We start from the raw sequence: 1,032 nt of genomic DNA, 5'->3' as shown, positions 1-1,032 counted from the left end.
GAGAATCCGGCAGCTCTTAGAATCCTGCCAAAACATGTTTAAGAAGAATTAATTAGGAGGAAACAATTATGTCAATGTTAGATGTACTTAAGAGTTTGGAAAACGAACATTTCGACGCCAAAAAAGGCAAGGTATCAGATGGCCTTGAACCACTTCCAGAAGGAACCTACAACTGCGTCCTTAAAAGCGTAACGCACCGGGCCAAGAACGGCCGTGGGTTCTTGATGTTTGGCCTTGAAGTAGTCGACGGCGACTACGCTGGCCGGACCGAATCCATCTTCCCGACACTGGAACAAGTAACCAGCAAGGGTAACCCGATGCCAGACTTCGTGTTAGCTCGGAGCATCAAAACCATTAAGATCATCGGGGCGATGGTTGGCTTGGACGTGCCGAATCAATGCTTTTTGGATGATAATGTGGATGTTAACTACGACAACATCGAAAAGGCATTCGATGGTTACGCAGGAAAGATGCTCAAAATGACCATCAAGCTGAGCCCGAATAAGAAGAACCCAGACCAGCCATACCGCAACTACGAGTTTGCTCCAGCTGAACAGCCCAAGGTGGCAGAAGTCGAAGAAGATCCTTTCGCCCAAGCTAATGGCGCTGAGTTTGACGAATCAGAATTGCCATTCTAGGGGGTTGCTATGCACTATATCCCGCAAAAAGGTGGTCAAAACCGCCTGGATCCCGCAGAAATCAAGGCCAGACTGGACAGAAATAAGATGGAGAACTTGGTTAACTATGCGAAAACCTATGCAGCACATGGATTTAGCGTAATCCCGATCGTGAATAAACGGCCGCTGGTCAAGTTTGCCAACAGACCAGCACTCACTAAAGAAGAAATCGACGCCATTTGGACAAAGCATCCAACGGCATCGATTGCCCTGCAGACCAGGGAGTTCCTGGTCATCGATGTCGATCGCCACGAAGGCGGTGACGGCATGGAGTCGATCAAATCCCTGGGCCATAACGAATGGTTCAAAAGTACCTTGTGTGAGAAAACCCACTCCGGCGGCTTTAACTTTTACT

The 1,032-nt window shown here is 48.4% G+C and carries 2 protein-coding genes; both read left to right on the top strand.

The genetic code is table 11. The features are described 5' to 3' along the window. The first annotated feature begins 68 nt into the window (after window positions 1-68). Entirely contained in the window at window positions 69-638 is a 570-nt protein-coding gene (locus RJ60_RS15115; RefSeq protein ID WP_103135284.1) for a DUF669 domain-containing protein, read from the top strand. A gap of 9 nt (window positions 639-647) precedes the next feature. Further along, window positions 648-1,032 (top strand): bifunctional DNA primase/polymerase (locus RJ60_RS15110; protein WP_219725919.1); only part of this gene is annotated, 385 nt, incomplete at its 3' end.

This window comes from Mesotoga sp. B105.6.4 (assembly GCF_002896535.1).
Classification (GTDB): Bacteria; Thermotogota; Thermotogae; order Petrotogales; family Kosmotogaceae; genus Mesotoga.
Note: the sequence above shows the minus strand (reverse complement) of the source record. Positions and strands in the feature narration are given on the sequence as shown.

Coding starts and splice junctions, on each gene's coding strand:
- RJ60_RS15115 (WP_103135284.1), top strand. CDS start 69: ATGTCAATGTTAGATGTACTTAAGAGTTTGGAAAACGAACATTTCGAC.